Below are 16,743 nucleotides of genomic sequence, written 5' to 3' on the forward strand. Positions count from 1 at the left end.
CCACAACCGCGCAGCAGCACCAACACTGAGGACCACGTGGAGCAGCCTGACGCCGCGAGCGAACTCCCCGCCCAGCCCGCTACGTTCGCCGGGCTGACGAGCGCGCAGGTCGAAGCCTCGCGGGCCAAGCACGGCCGCAACGAGCTGCCGAGTACCTCGAGCCGCTCGCTCTGGGCGATCCTGCGCACGCACGTGTTCACCCTGTTTAACGGCATTGTGGTCGCCTCGTTCGCGCTGCTCGCGGTGCTCGGTCGGTGGCAGGATGCGGTGTTCGGCTTCTCGGCCATCGCCAACTCGATCATCGGCATCTGGCAGGAATTCTCGGCGAAGCGCCAGCTCGACAACCTGCGGGTGCTCAACGCGCCGCACGCTCGCGCGGTGCGCGACGGTGAGCCCACCGATCTCATGCGCGAGGACCTCGTCGTCGACGACCTCATCGTCGTACGCGCGGGCGACCAGGTGCCCGCCGACGGCACGGTCATGACGAGCGCGGGCCTGCAGCTCGACGAGTCGCTGCTCACGGGCGAAGAGGATGCGGTCGACAAGCGTCCCGGCGACGAGGTGCTCTCGGGCGCGATCGTTGTCGCCGGCTCAGGCACGGCCCGCGTCACGAGGGTCGGCGCGCACTCCTTCGCCGCGAAGCTCACGGCCGAGGCGAAGCGCTTCTCGCTCGTCAATTCCGAAATCCGCGCCGGCATCAACCGGGTGCTGCGCCTCGTTGCCATCTTGCTGCTGCCGGTGCTGCTGATCTCGATCAACGGTCAGGTGCAGGCGTTCGGCGGCTGGCAGCAGGCGTTCGCTTCGGGCGCCTGGCGCGATGCCGCCGTCGGCGCCGTCGCCGCGGCGATCGCGATGGTGCCGCTCGGCCTCCTGCTCATGACCTCCGTCGCGTTCGCGGCCGGTGCGCTCAAGCTCGGCAGCCGCAAGGTGCTCGTGCAGGAGCTTCACGCCGTCGAGGGCCTCGCCCGCGTCGACGTGCTCTGCTTCGACAAGACTGGCACGCTCACCGAGGGCGGCGTCGCGTTCGATGCTGCGCATCCTGCCCCGGATGCGCGGCCGGGCTGGCAGCACGCCCTCGCCACCATGGCGGCCGACGAGGGCGCGAACGATTCAGCACGCTGCCTCGAGACCGAGTTCACCGCCGACCTCGCGCTGCCGACCGTGGCCGAGGTTCCCTTCACCTCGCAGCGCAAGTGGTCGGCGATTTCACTCGGCGACGATCGCGCCGCGGGCACCTGGATCCTCGGGGCACCCGACATCGTGCTGCGCCTCGAGCACGACGCCGCGCTGCTCGCGCAGGTGACAGAACTCTCTGAGCAGGGGCAGCGCGTGCTCGCGCTCTGCTTCAGCGCGGCGGCCCTCGACGAGGCAGAGGTCGAGGCACAGCACTTGCGCGACGACCGCGTCGGTGTCGCGATCATCGCCCTACGCGAGCGGGTGCGCGCGGACGCCGCCGACACGGTCCGATACTTCACCGACGAGGGCGTCTCGCTCCGCGTCATCTCCGGCGACGACCCGCGCACCGTGACCGCGGTCGCGCGCGGCGTCGGCCTCATCGGCGAGCACGAGACGGGCGTCGACGCCCGCACGCTGCCCGACGACCAGGAGCAGCTTGGCGAGCTGATGGAGACGCACCGTGTGTTCGGACGCGTCACGCCGACGCAGAAGCGCCAGATGGTGCATGCGCTGCAGGCGCGCGGCCGCGTCGTCGCGATGACCGGAGACGGCGTCAACGACGTGCTCGCGCTCAAGGATGCCGACCTCGGCATCGCGATGGGCCACGGCTCCGGCGCCTCCCGCGCCGTCTCGCGCATGACGCTGCTCGACAACCAGTTCCAGGCGATGCCGAGCATCGTGCTCGAGGGCCGGCAGGCGATCGCGAACATCGAGCGCCTCGCGAAGCTCTACCTCTCGAAGACCTCGTGGGCCGTGCTCATCGCGCTCATCTTCGGCCTGCTCGCCTGGCCGTACCCGTTCGAGCCGCGGCAGATGGCGCTGCTCGACGGCATCTCGATCGGCTGGCCGGCGTTCGTGCTCGCCCTGCTGCCGAACTCGCGCCGCTATGTTTCGGGGTTCTTCCGACGGGCCCTGCAATTCGCCGTGCCCTCGGGCATCGTCATCACGCTGTCACTCATCGCGACACACCTGTTGCTGCAGCGGTTCCCGCAGAGCCTCGAGCAGCAGCAGACGGCAAGCGCGCTCGTGCTCGCGGTCACGAGCCTCTGGGTGCTCGGTCTCGTCTGCAGGCCGTTCCGACCGCTGCTCGCTGCGGTGCTTCTCGGCAGCATCACGGTGCTCATCCTCTGCCTGTTCGTGCCGCTCACCGTGTGGTTCTTTGGCTTTGCATGGCCCGACGCCCCGGCGCTCATTGGCATCGCGATCATCACCGTGCTCGGCTGCGTCGCGCTCGAGATCCACGGGCAGTTGCGCCTACGCAGCGAGGCGCGCGAACTCGCGTAGGTTTCGCACCAACCTCGCAACAGCAAAGGCCCCGGCGCGAAGCGCAGCCGGGGCCTGTGTGGTGGGGAGTATTACGCGAAGACGGGGCCGGTGAGGTCTTCGCCCGGGCCCTTGCCGATCGGGTCGGGCACCGGCGAGGCCTCGCGGAACGCGAGCTGGAGCGAGCGCAGGCCATCGCGCAGTGGGCGCACGTGCTGGTCGCCGAGGAAGGCCATGGATGCGGTGAGCAGCCCCGCGAGCGCCTGGATGATCTTGCGCGCCTCGTCGAGGTCGATGGTCGGGTTCTCGTCTTCGGCCAGGCCAAGGTTCACGGCGGCGGCGCTCATGAGGTGCACCGAGACCGTCGTGATGAGCTCGACCGCCGGCACGTCGGCGATGTCGCGGACCTGGCCATCCAGCTGCCCTTGCAAGTCCTCGTCGAGGGGCGTGGCCTCCGGGTTGACGGGCGAGGCGGGCGTGGCTGAATCGGTCACAGGGGGTTCCTTCCGCAGAAAACTGCTGATAAGCTATTCGCTGGTGTCTGCCTGGCAGACTCTGAGACAAGAGGATTCGTCCCACCCGCGCATACCGCACTAGGTTACCGGGTTTACCACTGGCCCCGCTCGTGCCCATCGCGATGAGCACACCGCAGTACGCTGCGTAGGGGAGTGGCCGCATGTGCGCGGTGTACGCCGGTGAGACGATCTGAAGTTTCACCCCACCCGTGAAGTCATTCACATGCGAACAGAGGAGCCATCCATCAGCGAACCACGCACCAACGACCGGATTCGTGCCAACGAGGTCCGACTTGTCGGCCCTGGCGGCGAACAGGTCGGTGTCGTCAAGATTGAGATCGCGCTGCGCCTCGCGCAGGAAGCCGATCTTGACCTTGTAGAGGTCTCTCCGAACAGCAACCCTCCCGTGGCCAAGATCATGGACTACGGCAAGTTCAAGTACGAGAACGCGCAGAAGGCGAAAGAAGCCCGACGCAATCAGGCGAACACGGTCCTCAAGGAGGTCCGTTTCCGTCTCAAGATCGACGACCACGACTACGAAACCAAACTCAAGCGCGCCATTGGCTTCCTTGAGTCGGGTGACAAGGTCAAAGCAATGATCCAGTTCCGCGGCCGCGAGCAGTCGCGTCCGGAGCTCGGTGTCAAGCTGTTGCAAAAGTTCTCTGAGGATGTCGCCGAGTTCGGCACGGCCGAAAACCGTCCCAAGCAGGACGGCCGGAACATGGTCATGATCGTCGCACCGGTCAAGAACAAGTCCGAAGCAAAGGCCGAGCAGAACGCTCGCCGCAATCAGCAGAAGCAGGCCGCTCGCGCCGCGAAGACTGCCGGGGAAGACGCGGGGTCGACCGACGCCGCCACCACCACGGCAACTGAAACCAAGGAGAACTGATGCCGAAGCAGAAGACCCACTCGGGGTCGAAGAAGCGCTTTAAGCTCACCGGAACCGGCAAGGTCCGTAAGCAGCAGGCTGGCATGCGCCACAACCTCGAGGTGAAGTCGGCCAAGCGCAAGGCTCGCCTCAACCGTGACCAGGTCCTCGCTCCGCAGGACGCGAAGGTCATCAAGAAGCTGCTGGGCAAGTAGCCCGCCCGTCCGTCTGAGATTTAGGAGAACACTGCAATGGCACGTGTGAAGCGGGCAGTAAACGCCCAGAAGAAGCGTCGTACCGTACTTGACCAGGCCTCTGGTTACCGTGGCCAGCGCTCACGCCTTTACCGTAAGGCGAAGGAGCAGGTCATCCACTCGTTCGTGTACAACTACGCCCACCGCAAGGACCGCAAGGGTGACTTCCGTCGCCTGTGGATCCAGCGTATTAACGCGGCGTCGCGTGCGAACGGCCTCACCTACAACCGGTTCATCCAGGGTCTCAACCTGGCCGGCATCGGTGTCGACCGTCGCATCCTCGCTGACCTCGCCGTGAACGAGCCCGCGACCTTCGCCGCGCTCGTCGCGTCGGCCAAGGCCGCCCTCCCGGCGAACACCTCGGCGCCGAAGAACGCCGCGTAGTCAATCGACTTCGCTGACGGGGCGGTCGACCTTCGCGGTCGGCCGCCCCGTTTTCATCCGCAAGACTTTTCAGGAGCCCCGCATGATCGAGTCCGCCAAGAACCAGCGCGTCCGCGACGTCCGCAAGCTCGCGCAGAAGGCGCAACGCACCGAGCGCGGCGAGTTCGTGCTCGAAGGCCCGCAGGCGGTCCGCGAGGGGCTCCTGGCTCGACCCGACCTCATCACGGAGCTCTACGTCACGCCGACCGCGCTCGAGCGACACGATGACATCGCCGAACTCGCCCAGCGCACGGGCCACGAGGTTGTATTCGTCAGCGAAGAGGCGGCCGACGCGATGAGCGACACTCGCACGCCGCAGGGCGTGGTCGCCGTCGCCAAACAGTTCCCGACGGCGCTGAAGCGCATCTTCGAGGGCGAGCCGAAGCTCATCGCGATCCTCGAAGAGGTGCGCGACCCCGGCAATCTCGGCACGATCATCCGCGTCGCCGACTCAGCGGGCGCCGACGCGGTCATCCTCACCGGTCGCACGGTCGACCTCTACAACCCGAAGGTCGTGCGCTCGAGCACGGGCTCGATCTTCCACATCCCGATTGCCGTGGAGGCCGAATTCGACGACGCGGTGGTGCGGGCTCGCCAGGTGGGGATGCGCGTCGTCGCGGCGGATGTGTCGGGCAGCGACCTGCTCGCTGCCCGCGATTCGCTCGCCGAGCCGACCGCTTGGGTGTTTGGCAACGAGGCACGCGGGCTGACCGAGGACCTGCTCGCCCAGGTCGACGACACACTGGTGGTACCGATCTATGGTCAGGCCGAATCGATGAATTTGGCCACGGCCGCGAGCGTGTGCCTCTATGAAAGCGCATTCGCACAGCGACGCGACTGACAAATTGTGTGGAATCCCACGAAATCGATGACGCTTTCGTGGTAACAACTTTGTAACTGACCTCTCGGTTTTCACCCAGGTGTTGCTCAGACAAGTACTGTGGTCGCATGACGCCGGGGTCACCAACACACAGCAATGTCGAATCCCAGCCGCTCGTGCAAATGAACGGCGTGAATAAGTGGTTCGGCGAGAATCACGTACTGAAAGACATCAACACGTCGGTGAATCGTGGTGAGGTGGTCGTCGTTATCGGCCCTTCGGGCTCGGGTAAATCGACGTTGTGCCGCACGATTAATCGCCTCGAGACAATTCAAGAGGGCGAGATTCTCATCGACGGTGTCAAGCTGCCCGAAGAGGGCGCGGGGCTTGCGAAGCTTCGCAGCGACGTCGGCATGGTGTTCCAGTCGTTCAACCTGTTCGCGCACAAGAGCGTGCTCGAGAACGTAACGCTGGCGCAGATCAAGGTGCGCAAGACCTCGAAGGTCGAGGCGGAGAAGCGCGCGATGGAGCTGCTGACGCGAGTCGGCGTGCAGGATCACGCGCAGAAGATGCCCGCCCAGCTCTCGGGTGGCCAGCAGCAGCGAGTGGCGATCGCTCGATCGCTCGCGATGAACCCGAAGCTGATTCTGCTCGACGAGCCGACGAGTGCGCTCGACCCCGAGATGATCAACGAGGTGCTTGACGTCATGGTTTCGCTTGCGAAAGAAGGCATGACGATGGTTGTCGTCACGCACGAAATGGGATTCGCTCGGAAGGCCGCGGATCGCGTGATCTTCATGGCCGACGGCGCAATTGTGGAAGAAGCCGCGCCAGAAGAATTCTTCTCGGCGCCGAAGTCTGATCGAGCAAAGGACTTTCTCTCCAAAATCCTCCGCTAACGGTTGAGTTCAATAGCGAACGCACTGTAGCGCATTCTCAGACCCCCACCTCCAGACCTTTACCGAATCACGACACACGCATACGTGACCCAACGAAGGAGTAACAGTGAAGTTCAAGAAGGCATTTACGGCATTCGCCGGGTTGGCCGCCGCCGCCCTCGTGCTCACCGGCTGCTCGAGCGGCGATAGCTCCGAGCCCGAGGCTGAGTCAGACGTCTCGTTCGAAGAGGGCACGACGATGGCCCAGCTCAACGCCGATCAAAGCATCACCATCGGTGTGAAGTTCGACCAGCCGCTGTTCGGCCTCCAGGGTCCCGACGGCACCCCCGAGGGCTTCGACATCGAGATCGGCAAGATTATCGCGGCGAAGCTTGGCATTCCGGCCGAGAACATCACCTGGACTGAAACGGTCTCGCAGAACCGCGAGCCGTTCATCCAGCAGGGCCAGGTTGACCTCGTCATCGCGACCTACACGATCAACGATGAGCGCAAGGAAGTCATCGACTTCGCCGGCCCGTACTACGTCGCCGGTCAGTCGTTCCTCGTGCCCGAGGGTAACCCGCTTGGCATTGAGGGCAGCGACCCCGAGTCGGTGGGCGACGCGACGATTTGCACCGTGACCGGCTCGACTTCGGAGGATAACATCCGCGAGTACACCGACAACGTCATCACGGTCGACAAGTACTCCGACTGCCTCGAGCCGATCCGCACCGGTGAGGCCGACGCGCTCACAACCGACAACGTGATCCTGGCGGGTCTCGTCGACCAGAACGAGGGCGAGTTCGAGGTCACCGAGGGCACGTTCACCGAGGAGCCCTACGGCATCGGCCTCGAGAAGGGCGACCAGGAGTTCCGCGACTTCATCAACGACACCCTCGAGGAGTCGTACAGCGACGGCGCATGGGAGGCCGCCTGGACCTCCACGGTCGGTGACATCCTCCCGACGCCGGAGCCCCCGGCAGTCGACCGCTACTAGGACGACTACTACCGATCAGTAGTTCCCAACTTGCGTGAGGCGGTGCCGAACACGGCACTGGCACCGCCTCGCGCATCCATTCTTCACCAACGCGCGAACGGGACTCGATGGAAGCGATCATCTCGAACTTCGGCTACGTGCTCGAAGGCTTCGGCACCACGCTGTTGCTGCTGATCTACGGCGGCATCGGCGCCTCGATCATCGGCATGCTCGTCGCCTTCATGCGGATCTCGCCCATCGGCGCCCTTCGCGTCACCGCGACTGCATACACCGAGCTCGTGCGTAACACCCCGCTCACGCTGGTGTTCTTCCTCATCATCATCGTGCTGCCGGTGCTCCAACTCGGCGTGCCATCGTTTACCGGCGCGATCATCGCGCTGTCGGTCTACACCTCGCCGTTCGTGGCCGAGGCGCTGCGCTCCGGCATCAATGGTGTTCCGCTCGGGCAAGCCGAGGCCGCCCGTTCACTCGGCCTGAATTTCTCGCAGACGGTGTTCTCGATCATCATGCCGCAGGCGCTGCGCATGGTCGTGCCCCCGCTCATCAATGTCTTTATCGCCCTGACGAAGAACTCCTCAGTCGCCTCGGGTTTCCGCGTGGTCGAACTCGTCGCGGTCTCGAAGGTCCTCGCGAACCAAAACGGTGACCAGGTCATTCCGCTGCTCATCGGCATCGCGTTGTTCTACCTCGTCATCACCATCCCACTCGGTCTCGTCGCCGGGTACATCGAGCGAAAGGTGGCGGTGCTGCGATGAGCGCCTCAGTTCTCTACGACGCCCCCGGCCCGAAGACCCGGCGCACTTCGAACATCATCTCGGCCATCGTCACGGCCGCGGTCGTGATCCTGCTCGGTTGGTTCATCTTTACGCTCGGGCAGCCGCGCACCACCGCGAATGGCGCCGAACTCGTGGGTCTCTGGGATGCGTCGCGCTGGGACATCTTCTTCGACCCCGACGAAGCGGCGGAGCTCTGGCAGGGCCTGCTCTGGCGAGGCCTCGTGCTCGGCACCCTGCGCGCCGCCGGCCTCGCCGCCGTGCTGGCACTCATCCTCGGTTTCCTCTTCGCGCTCGGCCGCATGGCGCGCCACGCGTGGATCCGAATCCCCGTCACGATCGTGCTCGAGTTCTTCCGCGGCATGCCGGTGCTGCTCATGATGCTGTTCATCATGCTCGGCCTCTCAGTCGGCGCGTATCCCGCGGTCGTTGGTGCCCTCGCGATCTACAACGGCGCGATCATCGGGGAGGCACTGCGCAGCGGCGTCGCCGCGCTGCCACGCGGTCAGGGCGAGGCGTCGCTGTCGCTCGGCATGACGCGCATGCAGACGCGCTTCCTCATCGAGTTCCCGCAGGCGTTCCGCCAGATGCTGCCGATCATCGTTGCTCAGCTCGTCGTGCTGCTCAAGGACACCTCCCTCGCCTACATCGTCGCGTACCCCGAGCTACTGCGCACTTCGACGACGATGAAGGACTACTACGGCTCGGGTACCTACTCGTTCTCGTTCTTCTTCGTCACGCTCGTGATCTACCTCGCGGTCAACCTCACACTGAGCTGGGTGGCCCGCCGACTCGCGCGCAACCGCTCGGGCCAGGCAGTTGGTGCCCGCCGACGCGGCAACAAGAGTCGCGGTGCGGCCCCGACCCCGCCACCCGGCCAGATTGGCGTCGACACTTCGCTACTCTCGATCGGGCAGCCCGACGGCATGACGGGGCGCAGTCGCCCCGACACCGGCAAGTAGGCTGGCCGGCCGCTAGGATTGTCGGGTGAGTCAAGAACATCCGATTACTCCCGAAGCGGTCGGTGACGCCGAGCAGTCTGCGCTCGCCGCGATCGCCCAAGCAGCTGATGCTGCCGCCCTCAAGCAGGTGCGCGCCGAACACCTCGGCGAAGCCTCGGCGCTCGCGAAGCTGAACGCCGCAATGCGCGATGTGCCGAACGACCAGAAGAAAGAGGCCGGCAAGCTCGTGGGCCAGGCCCGCGGCCGCGTGAACCAGGCCTTCGCATCCCGTGAGGGCGAGCTGGCCGAGGCCGAGGCGGCGGCGCGACTCGAGTCCGAGCGCGTTGACGTGACCGCGTTCCACGAGCGTGAGCGCAACGGTGCACGGCATCCCCTCACGATGCTCCGCGACCGCGTGAGCGAGATCTTCATGGGCATGGGCTGGGACATCGTCGACGGCCCCGAGCTCGAGAGCGAGTGGTACAACTTCGACTCGCTCAACTTCGACGCCGACCACCCGGCCCGCGCGCTGCAAGACACCTTCTTCGTCGACCCGGTCGACCGTCACCTGCTCATGCGCACGCACACCTCACCGCTGCAGATGCGCTCGATGCTCGACCGCGGCGCGCCGCTCTACGTGCTCGCCCCGGGCCGCACGTACCGCACCGACGAACTCGACGCGACGCACACACCGGTGTTCACGCAGTTCGAGGGCATCGCGATTGACCGCGATCTCTCGATGGCACACCTGCGCGGCACGCTCGAGCACTTCGCTCGCCAGATGTTTGGCGATGAGGCGAAGATTCGCCTGCGCAACAACTACTTCCCCTTCACCGAGCCGAGCGCCGAGATGGACATCTGGCACCCGCTCGCGAAGGGCGGCCCGCGCTGGATCGAGTGGGGCGGCTGCGGCATGGTGCACCCGAACGTCATTAAGGCAGCCGGGCTCGACCCCGAGGAGTTCCGTGGCTTCGCGTTCGGTATGGGCGTGGAGCGCACGCTCATGTTCCGCAATGACCTCACCGACATGCACGACATCGTTGAGGGTGACGTGCGCTTCAGCGAACAGTTTGGAATGGTGATTTAGGGATGCGTATTCCTCTGTCTTGGCTGCGCGACTACGTTGATGTCGCGGCCGACGCGACGCCGCAGGATGTGCTCGACGCGTTCGTGAGCGTCGGATTCGAAGACGAAGCGATTCACGGCGGCGAGCTCACGGGCCCGATCGTTGTCGGTGAGGTACTCGAGCGCGAGCCCGAGCCGCAGAAGAACGGCAAGACGATCAACTGGTGCCAGGTGCGCGTCGCGCCCGAGGGCGAGTCGGCGGCCGATGGCGGTGCCGACGTGCGCGGCATCGTCTGTGGTGCGCAGAACTTTGAGGTGGGTGACCGCGTCGTCGTTACGCTGCCCGGCGCCGTGCTCCCCGGTGACTTCCGCATCGCTGCCCGCAAGACGTACGGTCACACCTCCGACGGCATGATGGCCTCGCAGCGCGAGCTTGGCCTCGGCGACGACCATGACGGCATTATCGTGCTCGGCAAGCTCGGGCTCGAGGCCGAGATCGGAACGCCTGCGCTGCCGCTGTTCGGCCTCGACGACATCGCCGTCGAGGTCAACGTCACGCCCGACCGCGGCTATGCGATGTCGCTGCGCGGCCTCGCTCGCGAGTTCTCGCACGCGACCGGCGGGGCGTTCCGCGACCCCGCCCTGCGTCCCGAGCTCGACGCGATTGGCGCGCAGGCGCTCGCGGCCTCTGCCGACGCGGCGCGCGTCCCCGTGACCGTCGCCGACGAGCTCGCCGTGCGCGAGCAGCCACTCAGCGAGGTGTTCGCGGGCGTCGTCGTGACTGGCGTCGATGGCACGCGACCCAGCCCGAGCTGGCTGTCGGGTCGCCTGCGGCTTGCGGGCATCCGTTCGCTCGGTCTGCTTATCGACATCACGAACTACGTCATGCTCGAGCTCGGCCAGCCGATCCACGGCTACGACCTCGACCAGCTGCGCGGCGGCATCCACGTGCGTCGCGCGACGGCGGGGGAGCGACTCACGACCCTCGACGGCCGCGACCGCGAGCTGTCCGACGAAGATATTCTCATCACCGACGACCGCGGGCCGATCGGCCTTGCGGGCGTGATGGGCGGCGCCGAGACCGAGCTCTCGAACGAGACGAAGAACGTGTTCATCGAGGCGGCGACGTTTGCGTCGGTCTCGATCGCCCGCACCGCTCGCCGGCACAAGCTGCCATCGGAGGCCTCGCGCCGCTTCGAGCGGGGCGTCGACGGCTCGGTGACGGCGAAGGCCGCGGCCCGTGTCGCCGAGTTGCTCGTCGAGCTCGCCGGTGGCACCGTCGAGGCCGCGGGCAGCGTGCTCGGCGAGGCCGCGCGCCCCGCGCCCATCACGCTGCCGGTCGAACTTCCGGCGAAGCTCATGGGCGTCGACTATGACCGCAACGAGGTCGTGTCGTCGCTCGAGGCCGTCGGTTGCGAGGTCGAGGGCGACGACGTGCTCACGGTTACTCCGCCGACGTGGCGCGGCGACCTCACCGAGCCCGTGACCCTCGTCGAGGAGGTCGGCCGTCTTGGTGGCTTCGACCGCATCCCCTCGGTCGTGCCGCAGGCGACGAGCGGCCGCGGGCCGAGCCGAGAGCAGGCGCTGCGTCGCCAGCTCTCTGACGTGCTCGCCGCCGCCGGCGCCGTCGAGGTGCTCTCGTACCCGTTCGTGACCGAGGAAGAGAACGTGCTGTTCGACTCGGCCGACGGCACCCCGGTGCCCTCGGTGAAGCTCGCGAACGCGATGGACTCGAAGACCGCCTGGCTGCGTCGCAGTATTCTGCCCGGCCTCGCCGGTGTCGCGCACCGCAATGTGTCGCGCGGCCGCCCGAGCTTCGCGGTGTTTGAGCTCGGCCGGGTGTTCCGCCCGGTCGCCGGCGTCGAGTACGGCGTCGCCGAGCTCCCGCCGGTCGCGCAGCGCCCGAGCGCCGAGAAGCTTGCCGAGCTCAATGCGGGCATCCCGCCACAGCCGTACTCGCTGTCGCTGCTGCTGGTCGGCGAGCGCACGGCGAAGCAGCCCGGCCTCGACGCCGTGGCCTACAGCTGGCACGATGCCCTCGAGTACCTCGACCGCATCTCGCTCGCGACGGCTGCCGAGTTCCGCGTTCGTCAGGGTTCGCACGGCGCGTTCCACCCCGGCCGCTGCGCCGAGGTGTTCGTGATCGATGCCGCGGGCGACGAGCACGCGATCGGTTTTGCCGGCGAGCTGCACCCCGACGTGGCCGAGGCCCACGACCTGCCGCGCGTGGTCGGCGCCGTCGAACTCGATGTGGATGCGCTGCTCGCGCACTCCGAGCGGCACGTTTCGGCGGGCACGATCGTCGGTTTCCCTGCCGCGACCCAGGATCTCTCGCTGGTTGTCGCGCGCGAGGTTCCCGCGGCCGACGTGCGTGACGCCGTACGCGAGGGCGCGGGCGAGCTGCTCGAGGACATCCGCCTCGTCGACGACTACCGCGGCCGCGGGCTCGAAGAGACCGAAAAGTCGCTCACCTTCGCACTGCGCTTCCGTGCCGACGACCGCACGCTGACCGCCGCCGAGGCCACCGAAGCCAAGGAGGCTGGCGCGGCGAAGGCGGCCGAGCGCTTCGGCGCGAAGATCCGCGCCTAGCTACCGCCAGAACGCAACTGCGGGCCGGATGCTGGTGCATCCGGCCCGCAGTTGCGTTGCTGTAGTCGGACGAACGCCGAGATTTTGGGGGTTTGAACGGGCTCAGCCCGTTCAAACCCCCAAAATCTGCGAGTTCGTCCGGATTTCGGCGCGAGCCTGCGCGCGAATTTAGCTCGGGGCTAGGCCTACGCGGCCTCAGCCTCGCGCATCGCTGCCTCGAGCGCGACCCAGCCGAGCATCGCGCACTTCACGCGCATGACGTACTTGCCGACGCCCTCGAACGCGATCGCGTCGCCGAGCAGATCGACCTCGTCATCGGTGAGGTGATTGCTGCCGCGCTTGCGGAGCATGCCACGCAGGGCCTCAACGCCGGCGCGCGCCTGCGCCACGGGCTGGCCCACGAGCTGCTCGACCATGATCGAGGCGGAGGCCATCGAGATCGAGCAGCCGTCGCCGACCCAGCCAATCTCGGCGACCCGGTCGTCCTCGACGCGCACGCGCAGGCGAATCTCGTCGCCGCACGAGGGGTTTTTCTCGAAGTGCTCGGCATCGAAGGGAGCGATCTCGCCCTCGCCGCTGCGGCGTCGCGAGGCGTCGAGAATGATGTCCTGGTACAGCGAATCGAGCCCGCTCATCGGTCGGCCCCGAAGTAGGCGCGCACGTCCCCGAGCGCCGAGACGAGTGCGTCGATGTCGTCGTTCGTCGTGGTGAAGTAGCTCGAAGCGCGGGTCGACGCGGTGACGCCGAGTCGGCGGTGCAGCGGTTGCGCGCAGTGGTGGCCGCCGCGCACGGCGATGCCGCGAGCATCCAGGAACTGCGAGACGTCGTGCGAGTGCACACCGTCGACGATGAAGGCGGCGAGGCCCGAGCGTGGCACCGAGGCGTCGTCGCCGATCACGGTGACGCCGTCGAGCGCCGACAGACGTTCGACCATGAGGGCACCGAGGGCCTCCTCGTGCTCGGCAATGGCGGCCATGCCGACGCCCTCGAGGTAGCGGCAGGCCGCGGCGAGGCCGATCACCTGCGGCACAGCCTGCGTACCGGCCTCGAAGCGGGTGGGCGGGTCCATAAACGTCGTCGACTCCATGGTGACGATCTCGATCATCGAGCCACCGGTGCGAGCCGGCGGTAGCTGCGCGAGGCGCTCGCGGCGGCCGTAGAGCACGCCGAGGCCGTTCGGGCCCGTCATCTTGTGGCTCGAGAACGCGGCGAAGTCAACGCCGAGGGCGTGGAAATCGACCGGGCGATGCGGCACCGACTGGCAGGCATCGAGCACCGTGATTGCACCGACCGAGGTCGCGAGCTCGACGAGCTGCTCGACGGGTGCGATCATGCCGGTGACGTTCGAGACGTGCGCAAAGGCGATGACCTTGGTTGCCTCGGTCACGACGGCGCGGGCGTCGTCAATGCTCCAGGTGCCGCGGTCGTTCGCGGGTACCCACTTCAGGGTGGCGCCCGTCGCGAGCGCGAGCTCCTGCCACGGCACGAGGTTCGCGTGGTGCTCCGCCTCGGTGATGACAATCTCGTCACCCGGGCCGAGCCGCAGGGGGACCGACTCGTCGCCGCCGCGACCCCGAGAGGCGGCCGCGATGCCGAGCGTCACGGTGTTGAGCGCATCCGTTGCCCCCGCCTGCCACGCGATCTCGTCGGCATCGGCACCGATGAAGCGTGCGATTGTGTCGCGGGCATCCTCGAAGTCGCTCGTCGAGAGCGCGGCGAGTTCGTGCGCCCCGCGGTGCACGGCCGCGTTGCGGTGCTCGAGGAAGTCGCGTTCGACGTCGAGCACGGCGGTCGAGCGCTGCGCGGTCGCGCCGAAGTCGAGGTACACAAGCTGCTCGCCGTGCACCTGCTCGGCCAGAATGGGAAAGTCGCGGCGAAGCTCGCGGGCTCGGGCGTCAGTAATTACGGAGGAAGACATCGTTCCTAGCCTAGGCCGGGCCCCGCGTAGGATGGCGAACATGACGTTTTCGGTAGCGGTCGCTGGGGCTAGTGGGTACGGCGGCGGCGAGCTGCTGCGGCTGCTTGCGAGCCATCCGGAATTCGAGGTGCGCACTGTTACGGCGCACCAGCAGGCCGGCCAGTCGCTGCGAACGGTGCATCCGCACCTCGCGAGCTACGGCGACCTCGAATTGCAGCCAACCGACGCGGCGCATCTGCGCGGCCACGACATCGTCTTCCTCGCGCTGCCCCACGGCAAGTCGGCGGCGCTCTCGGCCGAGCTCGAGGGCGAGGTGAGGTTGCTCGTCGACGCCGGCGCCGACCACCGCCTGGAGCGGGAGCAGGACTGGACCGACTATTACCCGGGCGAGTTCGCCGGCACGTGGACGTACGGCATGCCCGAGCTCGTGCTCGCCGATGGCGGGAAGCAGCGCGCGCAGTTGCCCGGCACCAACCGCATCGCCGTACCGGGCTGCAACGTCACCGCGGTGAGCCTCGCGCTCGCGCCGGCGATTCGTGCTGGCCTGGTCGAGCCGGATGCGCTCGCGGCGGTCCTCGCGGTCGGTCCTTCGGGAGCCGGTAAGAAGGCCTCGGTCGGCATGCTCGGCAGCGAGCTGATCGGCAACGTGGTGCCGTACAACGCGTTTGGGGGTCACCGCCACAACCCCGAGATCCGGCAGAACCTTCGCCGTGCATCCGGCGCCGACGTGCGCCTCTCCTTTACCCCCGTGCTCGTGCCCGCGGCGCGCGGCATTCTCGCGACCAGCTCGGGCACTCTCATCGACGGGGTCGACCAGGCGCGCATCGACGAGGTTTACCGCGAGGCGTACGGCGACGAGACCTTCATCGAGGTACTCACCGACGGCCGCCTGCCCCGCACGAACGACGTGCTCGGCTCGAACCGCACGCAGATCGCTGTCGGCATAGACGAGCGCGCCGGTCGCCTCATCGCGATCAGCGCTCTGGATAATCTCGGCAAGGGCACCGCCGGTGCCGCCATCCAGTCTGCGAACCTTGCCCTCGGCCTCGAGGAGTCGCTCGCACTTCCCCTGAACGGAGTCGCCCCGTGACCATCACCACCCCCAAGGGTTTCCGCGCCGCCGGCGTCGCCGCCGGCATCAAGAAGAGCGGCGGCCGCGATGTTGTGGTGGTCGTCAACGACGGCCCGTCAGCCTCGGCCGCGGCGGTGTTCACGAGCAACCGCTGCGAGGCACACCCCGTGACGTGGTCGCGGCGCATTCTCGACGACGGCGTCGCCTCCGCGGTCGTGCTCAACTCGGGCGGCGCGAACTGCTTCACCGGCGAGTTTGGCGCCGAGACGACCGAGCTCACGGCGAACCGCGCCGCCGAACTGCTGCAGCTGCAGCCGAGCGACGTCATCGTCTGTTCCACGGGCCTGATCGGTTCGGGCGACGAGAAGTTCCGCCAGGGCGTGCTCACGGGTGTCAAACTCGCGGTCGCCGAGCTCGCCGACGACGAAACGGCCGCGCAGCATGCCGCCGACGGCATCCTCACCACCGACTCGGTGGCGAAAACCGCGCTGCGCGAGGGCACCGGCTACTCGATCGGCGCGATCGCGAAGGGTGCGGGCATGCTCGCCCCGGGCCTCGCAACGATGCTCGTCGTCATCACGACCGACGCCGACCTCGAGTCGGCGCAGCTCGACACGGCGCTGCGCGAGGCCACTCGCCTCAGCTTCGACCGCGTCGACTCCGACGGCGCCATGTCGACGAACGACACCGTCGCGCTGCTCGCTTCGGGCGCATCCGGCACCGCGGCCGACGAAGGCGAGTTCACGAGCCTGCTCGTCGACCTCTGCCAGGACCTCGCTCGCCAGCTCCAGGCCGACGCCGAGGGCGCGAGCCACGACATCACGATCACCACCACCGGCGCGGCCACGGAAGACGAGGCGGTTGCCGTCTCGCGCGCCGTCAGCCGCTCGAACCTCTTCAAGACCGCGATCTTCGGCAACGACCCGAACTGGGGCCGCGTGCTCGCCGCGATCGGCACGACCGACGCACAGTTCGTGCCGCAGCAGATCGACGTGTCGATGAACGGCGTCATGGTGTGCCGCGCCGGCACACCCGACGCGCCCGTCGACACCGTCGACCTCACGCCGCGCAAGACCGAGGTGCTCATCGACCTCCACGCGGGCGACGCAACCGCGAGCATCCTCACCAACGACCTCACGCACGACTACGTGCACGAAAACAGCGCCTACTCGTCGTAGGTCGAAAGGCAGC

Annotated in this window: 16 protein-coding genes; 13 read left to right on the forward strand and 3 right to left on the reverse strand. The window is 67.2% G+C overall.

The window, feature by feature from the left end:
* Positions 1–36 precede the first annotated feature (36 nt).
* Complete coding sequence (locus EJL01_RS09350; RefSeq protein ID WP_241209158.1) at positions 37–2,460, forward strand: HAD-IC family P-type ATPase; 2,424 nt, start codon at positions 37–39, stop codon at positions 2,458–2,460.
* Between the two features lie 71 nt (positions 2,461–2,531).
* Here EJL01_RS09350 and EJL01_RS09355 read toward each other — a convergent pair whose 3' ends face one another.
* Positions 2,532–2,933 (reverse strand): DUF1844 domain-containing protein, encoded by a 402-nt coding sequence (locus EJL01_RS09355; RefSeq protein WP_125107254.1) that lies wholly within the window; start codon positions 2,931–2,933, stop codon positions 2,532–2,534.
* 244 nt (positions 2,934–3,177) lie between these two features.
* On the opposite strand from EJL01_RS09355, the gene infC reads away from it, so the two are divergent.
* The 10 genes from infC to pheT all read left to right on the forward strand — a co-directional run bounded on the left by infC (position 3,178) and on the right by pheT (position 12,562).
* The gene (gene infC / locus EJL01_RS09360) at positions 3,178–3,843 is read left to right on the forward strand and encodes a translation initiation factor IF-3 (RefSeq protein WP_125107255.1); all 666 of its coding nucleotides are present in this window, start codon (positions 3,178–3,180) and stop codon (positions 3,841–3,843) included.
* The gene (gene rpmI / locus EJL01_RS09365) at positions 3,843–4,037 is read left to right on the forward strand and encodes a 50S ribosomal protein L35 (protein WP_125107256.1); all 195 of its coding nucleotides are present in this window, start codon (positions 3,843–3,845) and stop codon (positions 4,035–4,037) included. The genes infC and rpmI overlap by 1 nt, the downstream gene beginning before the upstream one ends.
* Positions 4,038–4,073: 36 nt before the next feature.
* Positions 4,074–4,460 carry a 50S ribosomal protein L20 gene (gene rplT / locus EJL01_RS09370; protein WP_125107257.1) on the forward strand — a complete coding sequence of 129 codons (387 nt, stop codon included), beginning with the start codon at positions 4,074–4,076 and terminating at the stop codon, positions 4,458–4,460.
* Positions 4,461–4,542: 82 nt separating this feature from the next.
* Complete coding sequence (locus tag EJL01_RS09375; protein WP_125107258.1) at positions 4,543–5,340, forward strand: TrmH family RNA methyltransferase; 798 nt, start codon at positions 4,543–4,545, stop codon at positions 5,338–5,340.
* Positions 5,341–5,447: 107 nt separating this feature from the next.
* Positions 5,448–6,218, forward strand: coding sequence for an amino acid ABC transporter ATP-binding protein (locus EJL01_RS09380; protein WP_125107259.1), 771 nt, complete (start codon positions 5,448–5,450; stop codon positions 6,216–6,218).
* 106 nt (positions 6,219–6,324) lie between these two features.
* Positions 6,325–7,194 (forward strand): glutamate ABC transporter substrate-binding protein, encoded by an 870-nt coding sequence (locus tag EJL01_RS09385; protein WP_241209159.1) that lies wholly within the window; start codon positions 6,325–6,327, stop codon positions 7,192–7,194.
* Between the two features lie 107 nt (positions 7,195–7,301).
* Complete coding sequence (locus tag EJL01_RS09390; protein ID WP_125107260.1) at positions 7,302–7,949, forward strand: amino acid ABC transporter permease; 648 nt, start codon at positions 7,302–7,304, stop codon at positions 7,947–7,949.
* Complete coding sequence (locus EJL01_RS09395) at positions 7,946–8,929, forward strand: amino acid ABC transporter permease (RefSeq protein WP_125107261.1); 984 nt, start codon at positions 7,946–7,948, stop codon at positions 8,927–8,929. The genes EJL01_RS09390 and EJL01_RS09395 overlap by 4 nt, the downstream gene beginning before the upstream one ends.
* 25 nt (positions 8,930–8,954) lie before the next feature.
* Entirely contained in the window at positions 8,955–9,995 is a 1,041-nt protein-coding gene (gene pheS, locus EJL01_RS09400; protein ID WP_125107262.1) for a phenylalanine--tRNA ligase subunit alpha, read from the forward strand.
* A gap of 2 nt (positions 9,996–9,997) precedes the next feature.
* Positions 9,998–12,562: a phenylalanine--tRNA ligase subunit beta gene (gene pheT / locus EJL01_RS09405; protein ID WP_125107263.1), complete on the forward strand. Its 2,565-nt coding sequence runs from the start codon at positions 9,998–10,000 to the stop codon at positions 12,560–12,562.
* A 185-nt stretch (positions 12,563–12,747) separates the two neighbouring features.
* On the opposite strand, the gene sufU is transcribed toward pheT, so the two are convergent.
* Both sufU and EJL01_RS09415 read right to left on the reverse strand, forming a co-directional pair.
* Positions 12,748–13,197 carry a Fe-S cluster assembly sulfur transfer protein SufU gene (gene sufU / locus EJL01_RS09410; RefSeq protein WP_125107264.1) on the reverse strand — a complete coding sequence of 150 codons (450 nt, stop codon included), beginning with the start codon at positions 13,195–13,197 and terminating at the stop codon, positions 12,748–12,750.
* Positions 13,194–14,480 carry a SufS family cysteine desulfurase gene (locus EJL01_RS09415; protein WP_125107265.1) on the reverse strand — a complete coding sequence of 429 codons (1,287 nt, stop codon included), beginning with the start codon at positions 14,478–14,480 and terminating at the stop codon, positions 13,194–13,196. Before EJL01_RS09415 ends, sufU begins: the two co-directional genes overlap by 4 nt.
* A gap of 40 nt (positions 14,481–14,520) precedes the next feature.
* Between EJL01_RS09415 and argC the strand changes: the two genes are divergently transcribed.
* A complete protein-coding gene (argC, locus tag EJL01_RS09420) occupies positions 14,521–15,570 on the forward strand; it encodes an N-acetyl-gamma-glutamyl-phosphate reductase (RefSeq protein ID WP_125107266.1) in 1,050 nt (349 codons plus the stop codon).
* Positions 15,567–16,730, forward strand: a complete 1,164-nt coding sequence (argJ, locus tag EJL01_RS09425; protein ID WP_125107267.1) for a bifunctional glutamate N-acetyltransferase/amino-acid acetyltransferase ArgJ — start codon at positions 15,567–15,569, stop codon at positions 16,728–16,730. Before argC ends, argJ begins: the two co-directional genes overlap by 4 nt.
* The last annotated feature ends 13 nt before the right edge of the window (positions 16,731–16,743 follow it).

This window comes from Gulosibacter massiliensis, assembly GCF_900626105.1.
In the GTDB taxonomy this organism is placed as follows: Bacteria; Actinomycetota; Actinomycetes; order Actinomycetales; family Microbacteriaceae; genus Gulosibacter; species Gulosibacter sediminis.

Bases quoted from the DNA above. Each gene is read 5' to 3' on its own strand.
- rplT (WP_125107257.1), top strand. From the start codon at position 4,074: ATGGCACGTGTGAAGCGGGCAGTAAACGCCCAGAAGAAGCGTCGTACC.
- argC (WP_125107266.1), top strand. From the start codon at position 14,521: ATGACGTTTTCGGTAGCGGTCGCTGGGGCTAGTGGGTACGGCGGCGGC.
- EJL01_RS09380 (WP_125107259.1), top strand. From the start codon at position 5,448: ATGACGCCGGGGTCACCAACACACAGCAATGTCGAATCCCAGCCGCTC.
- EJL01_RS09415 (WP_125107265.1), bottom strand. From the start codon at position 14,480: ATGTCTTCCTCCGTAATTACTGACGCCCGAGCCCGCGAGCTTCGCCGC.
- pheT (WP_125107263.1), top strand. From the start codon at position 9,998: ATGCGTATTCCTCTGTCTTGGCTGCGCGACTACGTTGATGTCGCGGCC.
- EJL01_RS09395 (WP_125107261.1), top strand. From the start codon at position 7,946: ATGAGCGCCTCAGTTCTCTACGACGCCCCCGGCCCGAAGACCCGGCGC.
- rpmI (WP_125107256.1), top strand. From the start codon at position 3,843: ATGCCGAAGCAGAAGACCCACTCGGGGTCGAAGAAGCGCTTTAAGCTC.
- infC (WP_125107255.1), top strand. From the start codon at position 3,178: ATGCGAACAGAGGAGCCATCCATCAGCGAACCACGCACCAACGACCGG.
- EJL01_RS09375 (WP_125107258.1), top strand. From the start codon at position 4,543: ATGATCGAGTCCGCCAAGAACCAGCGCGTCCGCGACGTCCGCAAGCTC.
- EJL01_RS09390 (WP_125107260.1), top strand. From the start codon at position 7,302: ATGGAAGCGATCATCTCGAACTTCGGCTACGTGCTCGAAGGCTTCGGC.
- sufU (WP_125107264.1), bottom strand. From the start codon at position 13,197: ATGAGCGGGCTCGATTCGCTGTACCAGGACATCATTCTCGACGCCTCG.